This is a genomic window from Thermogutta sp. (assembly GCF_014359955.1).
Lineage (GTDB): Bacteria > Planctomycetota > Planctomycetia > Pirellulales > Thermoguttaceae > Thermogutta.
Genome location: NZ_JACIYL010000311.1, coordinates 1 through 4680, shown reverse-complemented (window position 1 = coordinate 4680; position 4680 = coordinate 1). Strand labels below are relative to the sequence as shown.

The window sequence follows — 4680 nt, the reverse complement described above, 5'->3', positions numbered from 1 at the left end:
CCATGCGGAGGTCCGCGTCCCCGTGAGTCGAAAAGTGGGGATGAGTCAGGCGTCGCGAGGCTTGATCGTGGGTACAGCTCGCTCACAACACCACCGTGTGGAGTTTCCGGGGCTGACCTTCTAAACTGGAGAGTTATCACTCGGGAGAGCAGTACGTGTTGTACACTGGCAAAAAGGCGAGATCAGCGCCGCCTGTTAGTGTCGGTCGAGGAGGAACCATCCGATGCTTGATGTAGTTCGCGGGAGTACCGTCATTGTTCTGGCCGGTGTTATTCTCAGCTTTTCGGGGTGCCGATCGTCAGAACCGCCATCGACGCAGGGGAGTGCCGATCGAGGTAAGAAACTCGTCATCGCTGTGATTCCCAAGAGCACCGGTGGTGAATTCTGGAAAACAGTGGAAATGGGGGCTCGGGAGGCGGCGGACGAATTGGGGGTGGAAATGAAATGGGATGGTCCCCTCACCGAGACTGAACTGGCTGAGCAAAACAAGATTGTGGAGAACATGGTCACCCTGCAGGTGGACGGGATCGCCCTGGCCCCGCTCAATCGGTCGGCTCAGCGACGGACGGTGGAACGGGCTGTGGAGGCCGGTATCCCTGTCGTTATTTTCGACTCGGAAATCGATGGCCATGCTCACGTCAGCTTTGTGGCCACCAACAACAAACAGGGAGGCAGTTTGGCGGCCCAGCATATGATTGAACTTCTGGGAGGCAAAGGCCGCGTCCTGGTGCTGCGGTTTGTGCAGGGGACGGGAAGTACGGAGGCTCGCGCCGAAGGGTTCATCGAAACAGCCAAAGCCGGGGGGCTGGAGATCGTGGCCGATCCTTACCCTGAGGATGCCACCGTAGAAGGTTGCAAGAAAACAGCAACGAATGTCCTGGAAGGTTTTGTCAAAGAGAACGAACTGGCTCTTGACGGCATTTTTGCGTGCAATGACCGCTCCACGCTGGGAATGCTCGCCGCCCTGGAAGACCTCCGCAAAAGCGGTGTCAAAGTCCATGTTCGGTTTATCGGGTTCGATTTTACCCCGCGATTGGTCGAGGCTCTTCAAGCGGGACTCATCGACGCGCTTGTCGCTCAGAACCCTCGGAAAATGGGGCGTTTAGCCGTGGAAACTCTTGTTGCACACCTGCGTGGACAAAAGGTTCCCGAATATATTGACACAGGTGTGGTTCTCGTCACGCGCGAGAAGCTGGCGACCGACCCGGCTGTGCGGCAGTTAGTGGGACTATCTGAAAAACCCGCCGGCAACCAGGATGAGTCACCGGGGACCGATAAATGAGTTGACAATCCACGGTATCGCCTCCCGCCAAGGTAGAGGTCTGAAGTACCATGGGGGACTTGCCACCTCGGTTGAAGATGGTCAACATCGCGAAACGGTTCGGAACCACCCAGGCCCTGAACGGAGTCAACCTGGAGGTCGCCGCGGGAGAAGTTCATGCGCTCGTAGGTGAAAACGGGGCTGGGAAGAGCACCCTGATGAAGGTCCTGGCGGGCGTCCACCGTCCGGACCGAGGGCAGATGTGGCTGGACGGAGAACCGTTCATGCCGCATCATCCCCTGGAAGCCCGCCGCCGCGGCATCGCCATGATTTACCAGGAGCTGTCGCTGGCGCCGCATCTCTCCGTCATGGAAAACATCCTTCTTGGTGTGGAGCCGGCACGCTGGGGAATTATTCGCTGGCGGCAACTTCGCGAAAAGGCATGTGCGGCTCTATCTGAACTGGGGCTGGCTGACCTGCCGCTGGCAACACCGGTGCAGAATTTGCCTCCCGGGCATCAGCAGATGGTGGAAATCGCGCGGGCTGTCGTCTCTCAGGCCAAGATCGTTGTCCTTGACGAGCCGACCAGCAGCCTCGCCCAACAGGATGTGGAGCGATTATTCACGCTTATTCGCCGCCTCCGTGATCGGGGGCTTGCCGTCATCTACATTTCCCACTTTTTGGAAGAAGTCCACCGAATCAGTGACCGCTTCACCGTCCTGCGCGATGGTGAAACCGTGGGCAGTGGCGTTACATCTGACACGCCGATTCCGAAAATCGTGTCGCTCATGGTAGGCCGCGAAGTAAGTGAGCTGTACCCCAGACGCCACCGAATCCGTGGACCGTGCATTCTGGAAGTGGAGGGACTGACCGGGATCAGAAAGCCCGTCGCGGCAAGTCTTCGCTTGCACCGAGGAGAAATCCTGGGAATCGCCGGGCTGGTGGGAGCGGGCCGGACGGAGTTATTGAGGACCATCTTTGGGTTGGACCCCGTTCGTGCCGGAGACATCCGAGTCGGAGTCTTTCGAGGAACTGCCACACCAGGCCAGCGGTGGCGACAGGGCGTGGGGTTTCTCAGTGAGGACCGAAAACGGGAAGGACTCGCGCTCTCCCTTTCCATTGCCGAGAACATCACTTTACCCAGAGTGGATCACCTGGGAGCGCTGGGACTCGTCTTTCCTGGTCGGGAAGAGCGCATGATAACACGCTGGATCGAGCGGTTTTCTATCCGCTGTGAACACGTCAGACAGCCGACGTGGACACTCTCCGGGGGAAACCAGCAGAAAGTCGCTTTGGCGCGACTCTTTTTTGCCGATGTGGACGTTCTGCTGCTTGACGAACCAACCCGTGGAATCGACGTGGGATCGAAAGCCCAGATTTATCGCCTGATCGTGGAAGCGGCCGAGGGCGGCGGGGGCACGAGCCCGAAAGCGGTCTTGATGGTGTCCAGTTATCTTCCCGAGTTGCTCGGCCTTTGCGATACAATCGCCGTTATGTCGCGCGGACGTCTTGTAGCGTGTCGGCCCACCGAGCAGTGGACGGAGCACACGCTGATGCTGGCAGCAACAGGTCAGGACCAGGAGAATCTCATTAACACACCATGAAACTACCCAACCTTGCCGACTGGCTTCGTTAGACTCGCGATATGTGGTCGTCACCCTGGGTGACCGCCCTCGGGCGATTTACTGCCCTTCTTGCCGTGTTTCTGTTTTTCGCGGTCCTTGTGGAAGGTGGAAAGTTCTACACGCCACGCAATCTGGAAAATATTCTGCGACAAAGTGCGGTTTATGCCACCGCGGCACTGGGGATGACAATGATCATCATTGCCGGAGGGATTGATCTCTCCGTCGGCTCGATGATCGCACTGAGCGTGGTGACCGTGGCGTGGATACTCGACTATCATTACACTATTGCTGGTTCAAATGGGCAAGAAGAAACCGTGTATCTCATCCATCAATGGCCAGTACTGCTTCCCTGGATAGCCCTCGTCGCAGGAGTTCTGGTCAGTGTTCTGGCAGGATTTGTTAATGGTGTTACCGTGGTTGGTTTGCGACTGGTACCGTTTATCGTGACGCTGGGAACCATGGGAATTTTTCGAGGCCTGGCGAAGGGATTGGCGCAAGAAAAAGACATTTATCCTCGGGAGGATACGTGGCTTACTCGACTTATGGATCCGACGCTCACGTCCCATGATCCGCATTGGCGTGTGTGGATTTTGCCTCCGGGAGTATGGATATTAATCATCTCCGCTATTGTGGCCGCTCTTATTCTGCGGTACACCAAGCTTGGCCGATATATCTTCGCCATCGGCTCCAACGAGGAGACGGCCCGACTTTGCGGCGTTCCGGTCGGTCGAGTAAAAATCGCCACCTACACCCTGGGGGGACTTTTCACTGGACTGGCAGGTCTTATGCAGTTCTCTTTCATCGGGGGTATCGGACAGCCTACCTCGGCCATCGCCTACGAGCTGTTCGTGATTGCCGCCGTCGTCATCGGCGGGGGAAGTTTGATGGGTGGCCAGGGATCCATCTTGGGAAGCGTCATCGGCGCGCTGATCATCACAATTCTTTATATGGGTGGTCAGCAGATGGGCTGGCCCAAATGGGTGCAGGAGACGGTTATCGGGGTGATTATCATTGCTGCCGTCGTGATTGATCGGCTGCGTCAGCAGTCCGCCACGTGATATGGCCGACAATCAGAAGATTATCCCACGGCGTTCGACAAAAATAGAGTTCTTAGTTCTTTGTTAAAAGAACGAACGCCCTCAAGCGACACCAGAGCGCATTTTAAAAGGGCCGCATTTTATCAGGCGGCAGTATTTTTGGACGAGTGACCCTTGCTCCTGCCTCTCACGAGCCATCCGGCCACCAACAGTCCAACGCAGAATCCCAGGGCAAACATGAGAATGGCGAGAGTCGCCACATTGCTGGAAAACTCCCAGAACAGAAAACGTATGCCCATCGCCGTGGTGTTCTGCACAACAAACACGATAACCAGCAGGGCAAGCAAAATCAAAACGGCCAGTTTGATTTTTGTGACCATGGGCGAAACCTCCGCAAAATGTATCTTCCCATTGACCGCGTCCCCCCTAGTGTACCATATGGCCTAGAGTTGGGATAATAGGCTACCAAGACGAAGGATCGGAATTCCGTAATTGGGAGGTCTTCAAAATGAGATTTTCTCTTCTATTTATAGTGACGTGCCTGCTTATCGCCCGGAATTGGGAAAGTGCTGTTCTGGCTGCTGAAACGACCGGCCAACAGGTGACACACTATCAGAAACTCATAGAAGCTTGCCCGGGGCTGACCTGGTATCTACCTTTGCAGTCGTTTGACGACGTCCTCGCGAAAGAAGGACGTGTGGAGGGCAATCAGCCCCAGGTTGTGCGCGGGCCGGATGGGACGATGGCCCTTCGCTTT

The 4680-nt window shown here is 56.4% G+C and carries 5 protein-coding genes; 4 read left to right on the top strand and 1 reads right to left on the bottom strand.

The window, feature by feature from the left end; genetic code table 11:
- The first annotated feature begins 223 nt into the window (after positions 1–223).
- Genes H5U08_RS10460 through H5U08_RS10450 form a run of 3 tightly spaced genes read left to right on the top strand, consistent with a single transcriptional unit; the run spans position 224 to position 3944 of the window.
- Positions 224–1282, top strand: a complete 1059-nt coding sequence (locus H5U08_RS10460) for a substrate-binding domain-containing protein (protein WP_297032776.1) — start codon at positions 224–226, stop codon at positions 1280–1282.
- Positions 1283–1332: 50 nt separating this feature from the next.
- Complete coding sequence (locus tag H5U08_RS10455; protein WP_297032774.1) at positions 1333–2865, top strand: sugar ABC transporter ATP-binding protein; 1533 nt, start codon at positions 1333–1335, stop codon at positions 2863–2865.
- 41 nt (positions 2866–2906) lie between these two features.
- The gene (locus tag H5U08_RS10450) at positions 2907–3944 is read left to right on the top strand and encodes an ABC transporter permease (protein WP_297032772.1); all 1038 of its coding nucleotides are present in this window, start codon (positions 2907–2909) and stop codon (positions 3942–3944) included.
- 122 nt (positions 3945–4066) lie between these two features.
- Here the strand turns inward: H5U08_RS10450 and H5U08_RS10445 are convergent, their stop codons facing one another.
- Complete coding sequence (locus H5U08_RS10445; RefSeq protein ID WP_297032770.1) at positions 4067–4303, bottom strand: LapA family protein; 237 nt, start codon at positions 4301–4303, stop codon at positions 4067–4069.
- Positions 4304–4431: 128 nt separating this feature from the next.
- Between H5U08_RS10445 and H5U08_RS10440 the strand changes: the two genes are divergently transcribed.
- A partial coding sequence (locus H5U08_RS10440; protein WP_297032768.1) for a hypothetical protein occupies positions 4432–4680 on the top strand: 249 nt, incomplete at its 3' end.